The organism is Clostridium sp. MCC345 (genome assembly GCF_018785345.1).
GTDB classification, from domain to species: Bacteria; Bacillota; Clostridia; order Lachnospirales; family Anaerotignaceae; genus Anaerotignum_A; species Anaerotignum_A faecicola.
On the sequence record NZ_WQPP01000064.1, the window covers coordinates 196,658 to 212,920 of the forward strand.

The 16,263-nt window shown below is 48.0% G+C and carries 22 protein-coding genes, 3 tRNA genes and 1 riboswitch; of the genes, 9 read left to right on the top strand and 16 right to left on the bottom strand.

Annotated elements, in window-relative coordinates:
• Positions 1 to 129: 129 nt before the first annotated feature.
• Together GPK49_RS12065 and GPK49_RS12070 are read right to left on the bottom strand one after the other, a co-directional pair.
• Positions 130 to 639 (bottom strand): folate family ECF transporter S component, encoded by a 510-nt coding sequence (locus GPK49_RS12065; RefSeq protein ID WP_215678194.1) that lies wholly within the window; start codon positions 637 to 639, stop codon positions 130 to 132.
• A gap of 158 nt (positions 640 to 797) precedes the next feature.
• Positions 798 to 901: riboswitch (THF riboswitch) on the bottom strand.
• 80 nt (positions 902 to 981) lie between these two features.
• Positions 982 to 1,563, bottom strand: a complete 582-nt coding sequence (locus GPK49_RS12070) for a hypothetical protein (RefSeq protein WP_016407622.1) — start codon at positions 1,561 to 1,563, stop codon at positions 982 to 984.
• A gap of 307 nt (positions 1,564 to 1,870) precedes the next feature.
• On the opposite strand from GPK49_RS12070, the gene GPK49_RS12075 reads away from it, so the two are divergent.
• The 7 genes from GPK49_RS12075 (at position 1,871) to GPK49_RS12105 (ending at position 5,793) form a co-directional block, all read left to right on the top strand.
• Entirely contained in the window at positions 1,871 to 2,587 is a 717-nt protein-coding gene (locus GPK49_RS12075) for an ABC transporter ATP-binding protein (RefSeq protein ID WP_016407621.1), read from the top strand.
• Positions 2,587 to 3,510 (top strand): SufB/SufD family protein, encoded by a 924-nt coding sequence (locus GPK49_RS12080; RefSeq protein WP_118580490.1) that lies wholly within the window; start codon positions 2,587 to 2,589, stop codon positions 3,508 to 3,510. The genes GPK49_RS12075 and GPK49_RS12080 overlap by 1 nt, the downstream gene beginning before the upstream one ends.
• Positions 3,511 to 3,520: 10 nt before the next feature.
• Complete coding sequence (gene lepB / locus GPK49_RS12085) at positions 3,521 to 4,054, top strand: signal peptidase I (RefSeq protein ID WP_118580049.1); 534 nt, start codon at positions 3,521 to 3,523, stop codon at positions 4,052 to 4,054.
• A 16-nt stretch (positions 4,055 to 4,070) separates the two neighbouring features.
• Positions 4,071 to 4,520: a hypothetical protein gene (locus tag GPK49_RS12090; RefSeq protein ID WP_215678197.1), complete on the top strand. Its 450-nt coding sequence runs from the start codon at positions 4,071 to 4,073 to the stop codon at positions 4,518 to 4,520.
• A gap of 15 nt (positions 4,521 to 4,535) precedes the next feature.
• The gene (locus GPK49_RS12095; RefSeq protein WP_016407617.1) at positions 4,536 to 4,736 is read left to right on the top strand and encodes a PF20097 family protein; all 201 of its coding nucleotides are present in this window, start codon (positions 4,536 to 4,538) and stop codon (positions 4,734 to 4,736) included.
• A gap of 140 nt (positions 4,737 to 4,876) precedes the next feature.
• The gene (locus GPK49_RS12100; RefSeq protein WP_016407616.1) at positions 4,877 to 5,077 is read left to right on the top strand and encodes a DUF1858 domain-containing protein; all 201 of its coding nucleotides are present in this window, start codon (positions 4,877 to 4,879) and stop codon (positions 5,075 to 5,077) included.
• 95 nt (positions 5,078 to 5,172) lie between these two features.
• Positions 5,173 to 5,793, top strand: a complete 621-nt coding sequence (locus GPK49_RS12105; protein ID WP_215678199.1) for a flavodoxin family protein — start codon at positions 5,173 to 5,175, stop codon at positions 5,791 to 5,793.
• A 153-nt stretch (positions 5,794 to 5,946) separates the two neighbouring features.
• On the opposite strand, the gene GPK49_RS12110 is transcribed toward GPK49_RS12105, so the two are convergent.
• The 6 genes from GPK49_RS12110 to GPK49_RS12135 form a co-directional block, all read right to left on the bottom strand.
• Positions 5,947 to 6,462: an O-acetyl-ADP-ribose deacetylase gene (locus GPK49_RS12110; protein WP_118580493.1), complete on the bottom strand. Its 516-nt coding sequence runs from the start codon at positions 6,460 to 6,462 to the stop codon at positions 5,947 to 5,949.
• 158 nt (positions 6,463 to 6,620) lie between these two features.
• Positions 6,621 to 7,328, bottom strand: a complete 708-nt coding sequence (locus GPK49_RS12115; RefSeq protein ID WP_215678202.1) for a M23 family metallopeptidase — start codon at positions 7,326 to 7,328, stop codon at positions 6,621 to 6,623.
• Between the two features lie 41 nt (positions 7,329 to 7,369).
• A complete protein-coding gene (gene spoIID, locus GPK49_RS12120; protein WP_016407612.1) occupies positions 7,370 to 8,272 on the bottom strand; it encodes a stage II sporulation protein D in 903 nt (300 codons plus the stop codon).
• A gap of 131 nt (positions 8,273 to 8,403) precedes the next feature.
• A complete protein-coding gene (locus GPK49_RS12125) occupies positions 8,404 to 9,207 on the bottom strand; it encodes a hypothetical protein (protein ID WP_118580066.1) in 804 nt (267 codons plus the stop codon).
• 21 nt (positions 9,208 to 9,228) lie between these two features.
• Positions 9,229 to 10,101, bottom strand: coding sequence for a radical SAM protein (locus tag GPK49_RS12130; RefSeq protein ID WP_118580069.1), 873 nt, complete (start codon positions 10,099 to 10,101; stop codon positions 9,229 to 9,231).
• Positions 10,102 to 10,768: 667 nt separating this feature from the next.
• Positions 10,769 to 11,239 carry a hypothetical protein gene (locus GPK49_RS12135; RefSeq protein ID WP_124984300.1) on the bottom strand — a complete coding sequence of 157 codons (471 nt, stop codon included), beginning with the start codon at positions 11,237 to 11,239 and terminating at the stop codon, positions 10,769 to 10,771.
• Between the two features lie 259 nt (positions 11,240 to 11,498).
• Between GPK49_RS12135 and cls the strand changes: the two genes are divergently transcribed.
• Together cls and GPK49_RS12145 are read left to right on the top strand one after the other, a co-directional pair.
• Complete coding sequence (gene cls / locus GPK49_RS12140; protein WP_016407608.1) at positions 11,499 to 12,971, top strand: cardiolipin synthase; 1,473 nt, start codon at positions 11,499 to 11,501, stop codon at positions 12,969 to 12,971.
• Between the two features lie 13 nt (positions 12,972 to 12,984).
• Positions 12,985 to 13,731, top strand: a complete 747-nt coding sequence (locus GPK49_RS12145) for an acyl-[acyl-carrier-protein] thioesterase (RefSeq protein ID WP_160117308.1) — start codon at positions 12,985 to 12,987, stop codon at positions 13,729 to 13,731.
• A 243-nt stretch (positions 13,732 to 13,974) separates the two neighbouring features.
• Here GPK49_RS12145 and GPK49_RS12150 read toward each other — a convergent pair.
• The 8 genes from GPK49_RS12150 to GPK49_RS12185 all read right to left on the bottom strand — a co-directional run bounded on the left by GPK49_RS12150 (position 13,975) and on the right by GPK49_RS12185 (position 16,255).
• Positions 13,975 to 14,047 (bottom strand) — tRNA-Val (locus GPK49_RS12150).
• Positions 14,048 to 14,103: 56 nt separating this feature from the next.
• Positions 14,104 to 14,175, bottom strand: a tRNA-Glu gene (locus GPK49_RS12155).
• Positions 14,176 to 14,186: 11 nt separating this feature from the next.
• Positions 14,187 to 14,260, bottom strand: a tRNA-Met gene (locus GPK49_RS12160).
• A gap of 80 nt (positions 14,261 to 14,340) precedes the next feature.
• Positions 14,341 to 14,643: a septum formation initiator family protein gene (locus GPK49_RS12165; protein ID WP_016407606.1), complete on the bottom strand. Its 303-nt coding sequence runs from the start codon at positions 14,641 to 14,643 to the stop codon at positions 14,341 to 14,343.
• Between the two features lie 22 nt (positions 14,644 to 14,665).
• The gene (gene yabQ, locus GPK49_RS12170) at positions 14,666 to 15,175 is read right to left on the bottom strand and encodes a spore cortex biosynthesis protein YabQ (protein WP_215678205.1); all 510 of its coding nucleotides are present in this window, start codon (positions 15,173 to 15,175) and stop codon (positions 14,666 to 14,668) included.
• Between the two features lie 14 nt (positions 15,176 to 15,189).
• Positions 15,190 to 15,468, bottom strand: a complete 279-nt coding sequence (gene yabP, locus GPK49_RS12175) for a sporulation protein YabP (protein ID WP_016407604.1) — start codon at positions 15,466 to 15,468, stop codon at positions 15,190 to 15,192.
• A gap of 182 nt (positions 15,469 to 15,650) precedes the next feature.
• Positions 15,651 to 15,890 carry an RNA-binding S4 domain-containing protein gene (locus GPK49_RS12180; RefSeq protein ID WP_118580496.1) on the bottom strand — a complete coding sequence of 80 codons (240 nt, stop codon included), beginning with the start codon at positions 15,888 to 15,890 and terminating at the stop codon, positions 15,651 to 15,653.
• 71 nt (positions 15,891 to 15,961) lie between these two features.
• The gene (locus tag GPK49_RS12185) at positions 15,962 to 16,255 is read right to left on the bottom strand and encodes an HU family DNA-binding protein (protein ID WP_288667125.1); all 294 of its coding nucleotides are present in this window, start codon (positions 16,253 to 16,255) and stop codon (positions 15,962 to 15,964) included.
• Positions 16,256 to 16,263 lie beyond the last annotated feature (8 nt).

Here is a 16,263-nt window from a genome sequence, read left to right on the forward strand (position 1 = left end):
TTTTTCCTTGCATTTCTTATCGTATTTCGTTTCAGCTGCTTAGCCCGTATCGGTCTGATACGCAGCAATACTGCCACCGCAGCCTTTGTCCGATTCTGCCGGCTCCGTTTATTTCTCGTTTTCTGCTTCTCAGAATACCCTTTTCATCTGGGGCACATATTTTGTCATGAAGCAGATGCAAAGCACCTCCACAACACCCATGCCTGCTGCCTGTGCAAGACGGGGAATCAGCACAGCAACAAAGGGCGCACCATAAAGAATGGAAATCCAAAGCGTATTCAGGAAAATTGTCCCTACGATTTCGGAGAACAGCACCGCCGCAACAATATTCTTCATGCTCTGGTTTTTATGCAGGAAAAACCCGTACCCAAAAGCGGTGATGAAGGATGTCAGCGAAAAGCCGGGGAAGAATGCGCCGATGGGAAACAGGGTTGCCCCAAGGACATCCGCCACCAGCCCCACCAAGCCTGCGCTCAGAGGCCCCAGCAGGATGCCCGCAAGAACGATGGGGATAAAGGAAAAGCCAATCTTCAGATTCCAGAGATTGATGGAAAGGAAACGGGACAGAATAATCTGCACCGCTACGAACATTGCCATCAGCACCAAGCGATGTGTCATGCTCTTCTGTTTTTCGGTCATAAAAAAATACCTCCTTTTTTCAATGGGAAATAGGAGGGCTTTCTTGCTCTTTTTTGCAAACAAAAACCCCTCTATTATCACAATACCAACGCAAATACACCTGCCGAAACAGGTTTGGCTGTATGGATAACAAAGAGGATTGTTCTTCTTCATTATGAAACAGCGGGATGCGAGTCCTGCACCGCAAGCAGAAATCCTGCTTTTCGTTCCGATGACAACTCCCCGTCCACCGGACACTTAACGCGCAAAGCCCTACTCTGTGTATTTGCACAGGAGAAAATCCTGCCGTTTTATTTTAGTATGTTTTCCTCTGTTTGTAAAGAAGTTTGTCGAAATATATTGTTATTTCTGCGGAATAAAGGTGCGCAGGAATTGATATTTGGAATCAAACGAGCCTGCCAGCATAATCTTATCCGCTCCCACGCCGTATTCCTTTGTCAGCTTGCCGAAAAGGCGGTCGCTTTCCATGAAGCCGCCCTCCAAAAAGCAGAAGCACGCCGCAAAAGCTCCTTCTTCGCCGATTTTGTGGAAATCCTTTTCCTCAAAGGAATGGATTACATATTCGGGGGAAGGGTTCAGCTTTGTAACCAGCTCTGCCAAGTCAAAGTCTAAATGCAGAAAGCCCTGTGCGCAATAATACATGGACAAAATGAAATCCACCAAATCCTCCTCTGCCGCAAAATGCAGAGAATACTCCGCCGGACGTTCTGCATCTCCTACAAAGCAGCTGAACCAAGGTGCCTGTGGTGCCAGAAAAGAGGGCAGATAAAGCTTTTTCGTTAAAGGCTCTGCCGTATTTACGGCAAAAACCAGTGTATTTGTGGTAGAGGTTTTCACAAGCGGCAGCTTATGTTTTTTTAATGCCGCCACCAGTGTATCGGATGCGCCGAACAGACGAATCCCGTCCGCATGAAACCCAAGCATAGCAGTCTCTCCTTTTCAGAAAATAAATTTTATTGTAATAAATGTACCATAATGATGAAATCCTTTCAAGAGAGGGAATTTATTTCACCTCGAAGGGGTGGGCGGAAATTAGGCAGGAAAAGGCAAAAGCGTTGACATCCCCACCCTTTCGTTGTTATAATCTATAAGATTGGCAGGTTTTGTAGAAGCCTGCATTTTCAAGGCTGCAGCGCAGCTTTGAAGGGAGAGAACAATGACAGACGCACAGTCTGCAATAGAGAAAATATTTCCAGAGAGAAATATTTGATAAACAGGAGGAATCATAAGTATGTTGGAATTGAAGAATATCTGTTTTTCCGCAGACGGAAAGCAGATTCTCAAGGACATCAATCTCAGGATTGATGATGCGAAATTCATCGTAATCACAGGCCCCAACGGCAGCGGTAAATCCACTCTGGCAAGAATCATCAGTGGGATTCTGACCCCCGACAGCGGTCAGATTCTCCTTGACGGCGAGGATATCACAGCCCTCGGCATTACAGAGCGTGCAAGAAAGGGCATCAGCTTTGCCTTTCAGCAGCCCGTTCGTTTCAAGGGTGTTACCGTAAAGGATCTGATTTGTCTGGCGAGCGGACAGGATTTAAGCACAGCAGATGCCTGTCAGTATCTGTCCGAGGTTGGCATGTGCGCCAAGGATTACATCGACCGTGAGGTAAATGCAAGCCTTTCCGGCGGTGAGCTGAAGCGTATCGAAATCGCAACCGTTATGGCAAGAAAGACAAAGCTGACCCTGTTCGATGAGCCCGAAGCAGGCATTGACCTTTGGAGCTTTAAAAATCTGATTGATGTATTTGAAAAAATGCACGAAGAAATTCAGGGCTCTATCATCATCATTTCCCATCAGGAAAGAATTCTGAATATCGCCGATCAGGTGGTTCTGCTGAGCGCCGGCGAGGTAAAGCAGATTGGTACAAAGGAAGATGTTCTGCCCGGTCTGTTCGGCATGGAAACAGGCTGCAGATATTTCAAGGGAGGTGACGAATGATGCTCAATGATATCGTAAAAAACCTTCTAAAGGAGGTTTCCGGCATTGCGGAAATCCCTGCAAATGCTGCATTTAACATCCGCAACAACAGCAAGAGCGAGGGCAGACATTCCACAGAAAATATTGATATTGTCCCCAAGGAGGGCGGCTCCGGTCTGGATATTTATGTAAAGCCCTTTACCAAAAATGAAAACGTACACATCCCTGCGCTGATTACACAGGATGGTGTGTCTGAGGTGGTTTATAATGATTTCCACATCGGTGAGGGTGCGGAAATTGAAATTATCGCCGGCTGCGGCATCCATAACTGTGGCTGTGACGATTCCGTCCATGAAGGGATTCACCGTTTCTTCCTTGGCAAAAATTCCAAGGTTGTTTATATCGAAAAGCACATCGGTGAGGGGGACGGCAGCGGCAAGCGCATCATCAACCCCCAGACACATGTAGAAGCAGAGGAAAACGCATATATTGAAATGGATACCGTTCAGCTGAAGGGTGTCGATTCCACAAAGCGCGTTTCCAGCGCAAAGCTCGGCCCCGGCGCAACCATTGTCATCAAGGAAAAAATCATGACACACGGACATCAGACGGCGGAAACCTCCTTTGATGTCAGTCTGGACGGCGCAGGCTCCAGTGCAAAGCTGATTTCCCGTTCTGTTGCAAGGGATTTCTCCAGACAGCTCTTCCGCTCCAAAATCATCGGCAACACAGACTGCTACGGTCACTCCGAATGTGATGCCATCATCATGGATAACGGCGTGGTTGCGGCAGAGCCCGAAATCATTGCGAATCATGTGGATGCATCTCTGGTGCATGAGGCGGCAATCGGCAAGATTGCAGGCGATCAGCTGGTCAAGCTGATGACCCTTGGGCTGACAGAAAAAGAAGCGGAAGCGCAGATTATCAACGGCTTCCTGAAATAACCCAAAGGAGATGGGCAATTTGAGCACTACTGTGAAAAAAGAGGTCATCAGTTGGGTAAAAACAATTCTTCTGGCGGCGGTACTGGCAGGGCTGGTCAATTCCTTCCTCATTGTAAATGCGGAGGTACCGACAGGCTCCATGGAAAATACCATCATGGCAGGCGACCGCATCCTTGCACTCAGAACCTCCTATTGGTTTGATGAGCCGGAGGCGGGGGATATCGTGGTGTTCCGTTATCCGGATGATGAAACGGGCAAAACGCTTTATGTCAAGCGAATCATCGGCACCCCCGGTGATACCGTTGAGATGTCGAACGGCACGGTTTATGTCAATGGCAAGGCCCTGCAGGAGGATTACATCGCAGAGGTGACACAGGGCAGCTACGGCCCCTATGTTGTACCCGATGGCTGCTATTTCATGATGGGGGATAACCGCAATCATTCGCAGGATTCCCGTTTCTGGAGAAATCAATATGTAGAAAAGGATGAAATTCTGGGTAAGGTTGTTTTGCGTTACTATAAAGGCTTTAAGTGGATTTCCTGATAGGAGGGACGGTACGATGGAATTAAAAACAAGAGATAAGATCATTGTGGTTGTTCTGGTTATTGTAGCATTGGCAGTATTCTTTGGCGGCAGATATCGCGATAATCATACGCATTTTACAACAGAAAAATGGGTTTCCGCCGTAGGGAATGACCGTCAGAAAATCGTACAGAATCTGTTGGATCGTACTGTTTTCCCCGGCATGACAAAAGCCGAAGTGAAGGAGCTTCTGGGCGAGCCTGAGGAGGAAACAGATACCTTCCTGACCTATTATTTGGGAATTCCTCAGGGTATCTTCGGCACATCTGTGGATGGGGAGAAAGAATATCTTCTGATTTCTCTGGATGCGGATGGCAAGGCAACTGCGGCAGAGGTTATGACCGGCAAGGTTCTGCCAAAGGAAAGCAAATTCCGTATCATCGGCGAGAATACAGACGATGCAGTGGTTCACCCTGCGGAGCAGTAAAAGGAGGAATCTGAAATGAAATGTCCTTTTTGCGGAAATGAAATGAAGGAAGGCACGCTCCATTCCGGCGGCAGATATGTCCAGTGGAAGGGCGTGGATGCCGAAGGCAGGAAAGAGGAATACCTTCTGGCAAAGAGCTATATGGGCGGTGCCAAAATGGAGGGGCACCTCTGTGTAGAATGTAGAAAAGTGATTCTGGATATCGAGCAATTCTAAGTATTTTTGTAGGATTTTCCGGAAGGCTGAAAGCCGCTTTGTGAAGAAGTGGAGAATTTCGGAATTTCGGTAGTGAAAAATCCGCTTTTGTGGTAAGATAGAAATGGAATAGAGTCTATAAAAAGAAGGAGGTCTTTCTGATGAAAGTAACAAAAGATATGACAATTGGCGAGCTGCTGATGGCAGACAGAGGCGCAGGCATGATTCTGATGCAGAATGGTATGCATTGTGTTGGCTGCCCTTCCGCCGCAGGCGAAACACTGGAGGAAGCATCCATGGTACACGGCATGGACTGCGATAAGCTGGTTACAGAGCTGAATGCTTATCTGGAAGCAAAATAAGAGACACAAACAGGGATGGTGCAAAGGCTTGCATCATCCTTTTTGTAAAGAGAGAAAATTTTTAAAAGAGAGGAAAGAGAACAGGAGGAGAAGATATGAAGGTACTTCTGGTGAACGGCAGTCCCAATGGGCACGGCTGTACCTATACGGCATTGAAGGAAATCGAGAAAACACTGCGCGCCGAGGGCGTGGAAACAGAAATGTTCTACCTTGGCAATAAGCCCATCGGCGGCTGTCTGGGCTGTGGCGCATGCAAAAAGCTTGGCAAATGTGTGCAGGAGGATGTGGTGAATAAGCTGCTGCCGAAGGCACTCGAAGCAGACGGCATCGTACTTGGCGCACCTGTGCATTACGCCTCCGCCGCAGGGCAGGCCTCCTGCGCGTATGATAGATTATTTGTGATGTCCAATGGTGCCTTTGCCAATAAATTGGGCGCAGCTGTAGTTTCCTGCCGCAGGGGCGGCGCAACCGCAACCTTCGACCAGCTGAATAAATACTTTACCATCAGTAATATGCCCGTCGTTTCCGGTACATACTGGAATCAGGTGCATGGCAATACGCCGGATGAGGTCAAGCAGGATTTGGAAGGCATGCAGAACATGCGCGCCATCGGGCGGAATATGGCTTGGCTACTGAAGTGTATCGAGGCAGGCAAAAATGCAGGTGTCGCTTTGCCCGAGCAGGAAGAAAAAATCAAGACCAATTACATCAGATAACTTTTTCGGGGCCTTTCCCATGCCCCTTGATGCAGATACGCGAAAGCAATGCTTTTGCAAAAAATAAAAAAGGCTTTCTCTAAAACGGAACCGAACCACCTTATGCGGACAGCACAAAATGGTTCGGTTCCGTTTCTTTCAATATAAAATTCTTTATGCCGTCAGCTCCGCAAACGCCTTCTGATACGCCGCCTTCGTCCCTTCGTCAAAGCAGACCAGAATAATCTGCTCCATCGTATCATCCGTTTCCAGGAAATGCAGGATTTCACCTACGGCAATCTTCGCCGCTAAGTCAATCGGGAATCGATATACTCCCGTGCTGATGGAAGGGAATGCAATGCTCTTGACACCATACTCCTTCGCCAATGCCAGACAATTCCGATAGCAATTTGCCAGAAGATCCTCCTCGCCCCATTTTCCGCCGCGCCAAATGGGACCGGGCGTATGAATGACATATTTTGCCTTCAATTTGTAGCCCTTCGTGATTTTTGCTTCACCTGTACGGCAGCCATGCAGCGTTTCACATTCTGCCAGAAGCTCCGGCCCCGCCGCCCGATGAATGGCACCATCTACACCGCCGCCCCCAAGCAGGGATGTATTGGCGGCATTGACAATCGCATCTGTTTTCGCCTTTACAATATCACCTTTTACAATAGACAAACGTTTCATTTCGCAATCCCCCTTTGTCAGATTCCCTTGTCCCATCATTTTATCCTCTTTCTGAAAATTCGTAAAGCGATTTTTCAAAAAAAACTTTCAAATTCCTATATTTTTGCTCATTTTTCACAAAAAAACAAGCCGAACCCCAAATTCGGCTTGTTCTGTTTTCATTCTGCGGTTTTCATTTTCTCCATCGGGTTCTGCGGTTCTCCGTTCTGCTCCATGGCAAAAATCAGATGCTCTCCCAGCGCCACACCGTATTTCGTCGGCGCGGCAACCGTTCCGATCCGCTGCCCCTGTTTCACGCTTTCTCCTTCCTTGACTGCTACGGCATCTGCAAGCTGACCGTATGTAGTCAGCCAATCCTCGCCGTGTGCAATCCTCACCAGATTCCCTGCCTGCGCGTCCTTCTTTACCTCCTTCACCACGCCGTCTGCCGCAGCCTTCACCTCTGTCCCCTTCTTCGCAGAAAGGCTGACAGATGCGTTCGTACGATACTGCTCCAGTGTCGGGTCATAAATGGCATGGTCTGTGCTGTACGCCAGAACCACCTTCGTTTCTCCCTCCAGCGGCGCTGCAAACACAGGCTGTTCGCTTTTCCTTGCAGGCTGTGCTTTTGTTGCCTTTGCTTCCTTCGCTTCCTTTATTTCCTTTGTTTTCTCGGCTTCCCCCTGCTGCTCCGCCTGCGCAATCTCGATTGTTTTGCTCTGTACCGCTGTCACAGGCTGTTCCTTCTGCAAGGTCTCGCCGCCCCCTGCTTTTTCTCTGTCCATGGCGCGATATGTCACCCCTGCGCCCACCGCCAGCAGGCAAAAGCAGCAGCAAACCGCCACAATCTGCAAGCCTCGTGCGGCTCTTCTTTCTTTTTGATTCATATTAACACCTCCGATACTATTGTTGCCATAGGAGGATTTTTTTATTCGAGAATCGAAAAGGAGATCCCTGTATAATAATGCCGCAGAATTTCATGATAATTTTTTCCCTGCTCCGCCAGAAAGGATGCCCCATATTGGCTCATGCCTGCCCCATGCCCATAGCCATGCACCGTAAAAATATAGCTGTCCCCATTTTTCGCAATCGTGAAATCCGCACTCCTAAGTCCCAGTCTCTCTCGTATCTCCCTTCCGGAAAAGGTCTTGCTCCCTGCCTGCACCTCCGCCACATAGCCTGCCTCCGTTCGTTTCTTCACAGAAACTGCCGCATCCTCCGCAATCCCAAGCCGTTCCGCCAATGCCTTCGCCGCAATCGTTACCGTTGTCTCATTGTTCGGTGCCTGCCTGTCCCCCTTGCTGTCCACGCTTTTCAGATACGGCACCGCCGTATTCCACACATGCGCCGCATCCTCCGTCCTTCCGCCGCTCTGTGCATGAAAGGCGGCAAGAATCGGTTCCCCGTCATAGGTCATAATCTCCCCTGCCGTTGCGCGGACGGCACTATGGATTTTCCCGGCATATAGGGCATAGCCTTCGCCCCATTTTTCCTTCTGCTCCGCTTCGGAAAGGTACGCCTGTCCCACGTCATAAAGCACAGCCCTGCTTCCTGCCGCCTGCATCTGCCGCACCTGATAGGTTCTTGCCGCAACCGCCTGCGCCTTGAGTGCCTCCTCCGGAAAGGCGGCAGGCATTTCCGCCGCCACTACCCCTGCCACATATTCCTCCAGCTCCGTATCCAAGGGCGCAAGGTCTGCCAGACCATAAAGCACCTGCGCCTCCTGCGGCAGCTCTTGCCCTAAGCCACCACAGAGTATCGTCAGCAATAGCGGCAGCAAAAGCACCGCCACAACCACATATAACAGCAGAAAGCCGCACTGTTTTTTCATTCCGTCACATCCCTTCTTTCAAGGATATGTCTTTCTCTCCCACAAAATGATTGCACAAAAAAAGCCTTGGATGTCTCTTTCATCCAAAGCTTTCTTTCTTACCTGCTTCGACTTCAAAGCCCGATTTCGGCTTATTTCAATATCCAGAACAGCCAAACACCAAAAGCCATCACCAGAATATTCAGGAATATCCCTCGTTTGGCATATTTTCTGTCCATCCTTCGTACACGCTTGAAAAAATCGGGGTTTTCCAGGTCCGTCAAATATAATCCGCCCAGTATTCCCGTTCCGATTTGCAGCCGCAGGTTTTTTTCGCGCCGCAGCATAAAATATGTGCGCTTCGTCAGCTCAAAATGGTAGGTTACGCCATTGCTGATGCCCTCCAGAAAATAGCCCTGCTTGGCAACCTTTTCCGCACCGCTTTCGTGTGCCAGAAAGCAGCGGCAGTTCAGCAGCACCAGCTCCCATTTTTTCAGCCGCAGGCGGTCAATCGCCGTATACACCATTTCCGTATAAAAATAATTCAGCACCAGCAGCGGAATCGTCACAAGCACCATCCGCAGCACCTGCATCGTTTCACTGTCCCAGCCCTGGATATTCAGAATATATCCCTGCATCTGCGCCTGCGCCACGCTGTAAAACATCAGCAGAAAAATCACTGTATATAACAGCCAGAACAGCACCGGGCGCTTCTTTCTCTGCTTCACATTCCAGCCGCGCAGCTCCGCCAGCCCACTGCGGCAGACCAGAAACAGCACAAAGCAGATCAGCACCATCAGCCCGTTGACCTGCATCCCCTTCCGAAAGCTGATTGTCAGCGCGAGAATCGGCAGCAGCCATCCCGTCAAAAGACACCAGCCGATTCTGCCCGTTGTTGCCGCCACAAAAAAACACCAATATATCGTTAGCAATGTGACAAAGCCCAGCCACGCCATACTACCATACTCCTTAAAGCCTTAAATCCCTCTGAATACATCGGGACGGAATTTACTTTTCCTTCTGCTTATTTCAATCTGCCCTAAAATCTTATCTCTTTCCCCATTCAGCGTGCCGCCCAGAGGGATATAGTTTGACGCATGATTGGAACGGAACATCGTCCCTTCCGCATCCACACTGCGGATAAACAGCTCTGTTTCATCCAGTACCTCGTGGGGTGTCAGCAGCTCAATTTCCCCTCTGTTGTACTGATCATACATTTCTGTTCCCGGCTCAATCATCAGCGTCAGAAAGCCGACATATTCCGGCTTGATTGCAGAAATCACTCTCGCACTGCCCAGTGCATGCTCTCTCCACAGCTTCTTGCCTCCCAGACCGGAAATCACCGTCATGGAAAGAATCATTCCTGCGGCTCTTACCTTTTTGCCTGCCTCAATCATTTCGTCAGCAGTTACGCCCTTCTTCACCGCCTGCAGCACCTCATCCGCGCCGCTTTCCAGCCCCATGTAAACCATATCCAGCCCTGCCGCCTTCAATGTAGCAAGCTCCTCAGGGGTCTTGTGCAGAATATCCTTCGGCGCACCGTATACGGAAATGCGCTCCACTTCAGGAAAAATCTCCTTACATTTTGCAATAATATATAATAAATCCTCTGTCTTTACAATCAGGGCATCCCCATCCGCAAGGAAAATGCGGCGCACCTTAATGCGGCTGTAATAGCTTCTCGCCATTTCCAAATCCTCCACAACCTCCTCCAGCGGACGGATGCGGAATTTCTTATCTTTATACATATTGCAGAATGTGCAGGTGTTTCTTGCACAGCCAATCGTCAGCTGAATAATCAGACTGCCTGCCTCACTAGGTGGTCTATATACAGTACCTTCATATCTCATACTTCTCTATGCTCCTTTCAGATTCTCTGCGGTGCTCTGCCCAAACTTCCTATAAAAATGCAAAGACCTATCTTTTCTATTATACAGGGAAATCCATAAATTTATCAATACCCAATTCTTTTTAATTGACAATCTCTCGAATTTTGTCTATAATATAGCCTGTATTTTTGTGTTAATACAGCCTTTGTGCGGTAGGCGGCGGAACCTTCGGCAAAACCTGCGGAGGGGCGGCAGCAAATGCTGTCGTTTCTTTGCGGCAACGGTCGGGAGAACCAAGGTCTATCGCCTCGGCGGAGGAACGCGGAGCTGCTTTTCGGCAGACACACACCCATTCTTCAACTTCTTCCAAAGCGACAACAAAGGCTATATTAAAAAAATATGGCAGTAGGGTTATCCTTGCTGCCTTTTTTTATTGCATAAATGTAACCGATTCAGAACCCCTTGAAATAAGAAAAAATAATGCGTCATGCTAGCATGTAAGCAATGCTTTTTCTTATTTTAAGGGAACTCGAATAGAGTTACCGCCCCATATATGAGCAAAATTAGCTGCGCAGCAGCGAGAAAGCATGGTATCATGCGGTTTTGCGAATATATGTGGTGGGGTTCTGAACAGTTCCCAATGAAACAGCCAAAAACAAAACCCCTCCGCTACGGAAGGGGTTTTTTCTTACTTTTTCGCTTTTTCACTCTGCTTTTTCATGGTTTTGTTTGCGCTGGTAACCACCTTTTCAGAGAGTGTCTTTTTCTTCTTGTCCTCCAGATTCATCCCTGTGATGCCGACAATATACATCCCTGCCAGATCAACCTTGACGTTCTTCTTCACGGGAAGCACCTGATATACAGGCTTATCGCACATCAGCGTCACAATCTGAGGGCCAACCTTCGCGCGCACCAGATTGGTCTTGCGAATTTTTGCCGATTTGGGCATCTGTTCATAAACAGCCTTGGGCATATTGGAAGGAGAGGGCTTCTCCTGTCTTTTATCAATTACAAAAATCTGCACTGTGGTACGGTTCTGGTCGATGAAATCCTGCGCCTGAATCATCTTCTTCATACCCTTTTTGTTCAGATAATACATCCCCACACAAAGCAGTGCCAAAATTACAATAATAATAATCAAAACATCAGAAAAATCCAAAATAGTTCCTCCTTTATTGCAGATACGCAAAATGATAAGCACCTTGCCGTATGTCTTACGTCCTACTATTCTACCATCATTTTTCACTTTAGGGAAGATAAAATCATGATTTTTTTCGATTTTTTTCATCATCTCCAATCTTGCAACAAAGCAAACGAATATAGTATACTATTGATTGGGTGTGAAACCCTCTCTGCGGCGAAAGATATTTTCGACCGCAGCCTTCATCTGATAAAAATCTGAAAAAGGAGGTCTGACTATGAGTACAGTATGGAGCTGGATTCTTCTTTTTATCGTCATCCTGTTGGTTGCCAACGTCATCCTTTCCGGGTTCGTCGTATTCTTCGAGCGCAGAAACCCTGCCAGCACATGGGCATGGCTTTTGGTGCTGCTGTTCATCCCGATTTTCGGCTTTTTTGCCTATATGGTCTTCGGGCGCAACAGTAAGCGCGAAAAAATGTTTCGCGAAAAGGAAAAATATGATCAGGAGGTCTATTATAAATACCTCTTTCAAGATGTCCATTCTGCGGAGGAAATCACCGAGCAGAAGGCATTTATCGAAAATAAGGGCAAGCTGTCCCATGCAGAATATGTCACCGATCTGGCACATCTGCATCTGAACAGCGGCAACTGGATTACCTTTAACAATAAAATCGAATATTTCAATAACGGCAAGGATAAATTTGAAGCCCTCGTGCAGGATATCCGCAATGCCAAGGAATATATCCATCTGGAATATTACATCTGGCGTGGGGACAGGCTCGGCTCGCGTCTTTTGGATGAGCTGACGAAAAAGGCGGCAGAGGGGATCGAGGTGCGGATTCTTTATGACGGCATCGGCAACTCCCGTCTGCCGAAGAATTTCTTTGATCAGTTTCACGCCGCAGGGGGCTATACCGCCGCCTTCCTGCCGCGCTTCGTGGTGCGCCTGAATTACCGCAACCACCGCAAGCTTGCCATCATTGACGGCAAAATCGGCTACATCGGCGGCTTTAATGTCGGGGATGAATACCTCGGCATCGTCAACCGCTACGGTCCTTGGCGAGATACCCATCTGCGCTTTCAAGGCGATGCCGTCGATCAGATGCAGATGCGCTTCATCATGGACTGGAACTTCACCGCAAAATTCGGACTGATTCATCTGGGCGAAAAATATTTCCCCAAGAAGGAGCAGCAAATAAAGGGCGTGCGGACACAAATTGTTTCCAGCGGCCCCGATACCCAGTGGAAAAACATCCGCAACGGCTATTTCAAAATGATAAATGAAGCCGAAAGCAATGTTTTTCTGACTACACCCTATTTCGTGCCGGATGACGGCATTTTTGAGGCGCTGCGTGTGGCTGCCCTCTCCGGTCTGGATGTTCGTATCATCATCCCCGGCAATCCGGATCATTTCTTCGTCTATTGGGCAAGCATGTCCTATCTGGGTGAGCTGCTTGAGGCAGGGGTGCGGGTGTATCAGTATGAAAAGGGCTTTATCCATGCCAAGGTGCTGACGATAGATGGTACTGTTTCCTCTGTCGGCTCCGCCAATATGGATATCCGCAGCTTTGATTTAAACTTTGAGGTCAATGCCTTCATGTATGATGCAGGCATAACCAAAATATTAGAGGATGATTTCTTAAAGGATTTGCATAGCTCTGTGGAAATTACAAAAGAATGGTACCGCCGCAGAAAGTGGTGGTTTAAGGTGCGTGAGGCGATTGCAAGATTGATTTCGCCCATGCTGTAAGGAGGAAAACATGATGGATCGAATCGGATATGAAACAACCCAGACCGTACATTATTTTCAGATTGACGGCAGCCGCTCTATGACACCTGCGGCACTGCTCTCCGCCCTGCAGGAAATGGCAATCAGCCATTCCGACAGCCTCGGCTTCAGTGTGCAGTATAATCTTACGCATCACTGCTTTTGGTCTGTTGTCAACTGGCATTTAAAGCTCTACCGCATGCCAAAATACAATGAAACCATCACATTGCAGACCTGGAGCGATAAATTTGCCCGCTTTCAGGCAAACCGCAGCTTTTTCCTCTTTGATGAAAACGGCAATAAGCTGTTGGATGGCATTTCCCGCTGGATTTTCATGGATTCCGAAAAACGGAAGCCTGCCAATGTGCCTGCGGATATGGTTGAAAAATATCATTCGGGGCAGGTATCTGCCATTGAGGGCGAAAAATTCTTCATGCCTAAAACACCGGCAGGCAGGCTGATTTGCACCAGAGATTTTGTCGTAACCAGAAGGGATACCGATACCAATGGGCACGCCAATAACGTCAAATATCTGGAATGGGTGATGGATGATATCCCCGATGCCATCTATGAGGATATGACGCTCAAGGATATCCGCATTGTCTACCGCAAGGAGTGTCTGCGCGGGGACACCGTCACCATAAAGACCTATTTGCAGGATACCGAAAACGGCAAGGAAATCGAATCCTTCCTCTATGAAGGGGAAACCATCGTTGCACAGGTCATCACCCTTTGGGCATAAGAAAAGCTCCCACTCTTTGCAAGCCGCATGGAATGGGAGCCTTTTATATTCTGTTTTTGGATATAAAAAAATGGAATGTCACAGGAGTGCTTACACTCTCGGGGGCTTGAACCCTCTGCTTGTAAGGCGCTCTCCTCCACCCTGACGGGCTGTGTTTCTGCGAAACACAAGGTATGAGCGAAACTTCCATATTTTTAACCATTCTTTTTTTATAATAAAAAAATTTTAATATAAATAAAAAAATGGAAGTTACAGGGCTCGAACCTGTGACCCTCTGCTTGTAAGGCAGATGCTCTCCCAGCTGAGCTAAACTTCCATATTTTTAACCATATTCAGTTTGTCTTTACTATATAAACCTATACAGTCCACGGATGACCCGTAGGGGAATCGAACCCCTGTTTCAGCCGTGAGAGGGCCGCGTCTTGACCGCTTGACCAACGGGCCTTAATAAAAAGTAGCGGAGAAGGGATTTGAACCCCTGACACTGCGGGTATGAACCGCATGCTCTAGCCAACTGAGCTACTCCGCCACAAGCTGACTCAGTTAGTATATCGTTTCATTCCCTTTTTGTCAAGTGCTTTTCTCCAACTTTTTTACAAAAATTTCAGTCTATTCTCCGCGGTTGATGTAGAGAATCTCGTTTGATTTCACCATACCCAGCTGCTCTCTTGCAATCTGCTCGATGTAGGCATCGCTGGTGTAATATTCTCTGCGCGCTTCAAATTCCTGCTGCTTTTCCTTTTCTTCCTTCACCTGCGCCGCAACAGAGGCCGTTTCATCCTTGACCTCCTGATACCGCGCCGCCTGCCTGCCGATGCCGACTGCAACCGCCACAACAAACACCAGTACGAACACCCTGAGAAAAAGTCCGGATATTTTTTTGGATTTTTTATTCTTTTTTTTCTGCCCCATAAAAAAGACCCCTGTCGTGTTCCTATTTTTTGCGCAGCATCCGCCGATTGATATGCAAACGATGTATTATTATTTTCACACAAAGTTTAACGCTTTGCAATAGTTTTTTCCGCTGTTTTTCGCAAAATCCGCCAATTTTTCTCGCAGGGCGGCAAAAAACAAGCCAGAGCAGACGAAACGGCATTGTCACAATACGCCCAAAAAGGCCGAGCATATATTTCACAGCAGAAATGATTTTATCGCTGACAGCAAGCACCATGCGGCTGAGCGTCAGGAAATACAGCCCCATGCCGCCGAACAGCCCCAGAATCGTAAAAAACCGGATTTCTCCTGCATTGGCGTGCAGCATCACGCAGAACACCAGAAACACCGCCAGAAGCCAGAAAAGCCCATCCTCCGCCTGCACCCAGAAGGCATTATGGCGAAGGGCATGGCGAAACACCCGCAGGCCGTCATAAAAAAGACCCATGCCACCGCCCAGAAGCACCGTCAGCAGGAAAAGCTGTGCCTGTGCGTGTAAGGAAAGAATCATACCGCCTGCCCCCTCTAGCGAAACAGTCTGCCCAGAATAGAATGTTTTTCCGCAAGCGTTCCATCGGAATAGGTCATGCTGTCAATGCTTCCGTCTACAACAACGTCCCCTGCCTCCAGATCCAGCTTGCCGATGTGCATCCCTGCGCCCTTTAAAAGCAGCAGTCCGCAGGTGGTCTCCATCATAATGCCGTCCTCATCGAAGGAAAGCACCTCCATTACGCCGCCGATGCGCACCCGTTCCCGTTCCTCCATATTTAATGTATGCCGTCCCTTTTTCTTCTCCTCTGCCATAAAAAAACGCCCCCTCTGTTCCAAGGATATGCGGACAAAAAAGAAAACAGACCTTTTTTTGGGGCGCTGCCCCAAACCCCGCAAGGGAAATCATTTCCCTTGACCCTGATTTGCAGAACCATATTCATGGTTCTGCGAGGTCGGGCGTAAAATTTAAAAATTTCGCTGAAAAATCATCCTCATTAAAGGGACTTGTACATGTTAACGGCATCTTCTTTTTTGGTGGATTCCTTTAAGTCCAAGACTTCAATTTTCGTGGTATTATTCCCGAACTGAATCTCGATAACATCGCCAATCTTCACCTCTGCGCCTGCCTTAACCACCTTCCCGTTAATCATCACCCTGCCTGCGTCGCACGCCTCATTGGCAATCGTGCGTCTTTTGATGATACGGGACACCTTCAGAAATTTATCTACACGCATTTCCTCTGCTCCTTTCCATAATAAAAAGAAAAGCCCTTTCTTCACAGAAAGGGCCATCATTCAAAAACAAATTATTTATTGATTGCATCCTTCAGAGCCTTGCCTGCTTTGAATCTAGGTGCTTTGGATGCAGGAATAGGCATTGCTTCGCCTGTCTGAGGGTTTCTGCCTTCGCGCGCTGCTCTTTCCGCAACATCGAATGTGCCGAAGCCAACCAGCTGTACCTTGCCGTTGTTTGTCAGTTCTTCTGTTACTACATCTTCAAAAGCCTTCAGTGCTTTTTCTGCGTCTTTTTTGCTCATTTCTGCTTTTTCTGCGATTGCCGCAACCAGATCAGATTTGTTCATTTGTGTTTGCCTCCTAATAGTTATTT